The organism is Amycolatopsis sp. SID8362, from assembly GCF_010550475.1.
In the GTDB taxonomy this organism is placed as follows: Bacteria; Actinomycetota; Actinomycetes; order Mycobacteriales; family Pseudonocardiaceae; genus Amycolatopsis; species Amycolatopsis eburnea.
On the sequence record NZ_JAAGNB010001247.1, the window covers coordinates 1 to 642 of the forward strand.

General features: G+C 75.4%; 1 protein-coding gene. It reads right to left on the reverse strand.

Annotated features, from left to right (window positions below):
- Positions 1-165: 165 nt before the first annotated feature.
- A partial coding sequence (locus G3I65_RS38610) for a class F sortase (protein WP_160700468.1) occupies positions 166-642 on the reverse strand: 477 nt, incomplete at its 5' end.

Consider the following 642-nt stretch of genomic DNA (forward strand, 5'->3'; position numbering starts at 1 on the left):
AGCAAGCTGGCGGTCGCAAGCAACTGCACTGCGCACCGGCGGGCCGGCCCAGGTCCAGCACCGCAAGCGGGTCGCGACAGGCGGCCCAAGCCTCGGCGCGGGCCGCAAGCAGGCCGCGCCCAGCGAACCGGCGGTCGCAAGCAAGCCTCAGCGCGTGGGCGGGGGTCAGCCGGTTGGGCGGGTCACCAGCTTCGCCGTCACCAGGCGGTTCTCGTCGTACCCCTCCGTGCCGCCCACGTAGTCGCCGCCGCAGGTGATCAGGACCAGGCGGTGGGGGCCGTCCTGGCCGAACCAGTGCTGGGCCTGCTCGGGGAGGGCCTCCTTCGGGAGGGTCACCACCTCGTCGACGCGGTAGACCCAGCGGCCGCCGCGGGCGTCGACGATGGTCACCTCGTCGCCCGCGCGGGTGTGCCACAGCTCGTCGAACGGGCCGCGCTGGCCTTGCCAGTTCACGTGGCCCGAGAGCAGCGCCGCGCCGCGGTCGGCGCCCAGTTTCGCGCCCCACCAGGCCGCGTCCGCCAGGCCGCGCGGGATCGGGAGGACGCCTGTGTCGGTCAGTTCCGTGCGGACCAGCCGCGCGGTCGCGCCGTCGGGGAGGCGGACCGTGCCCGGGCGTTGCTGGGCCGCCGATTCGCTGTCCGC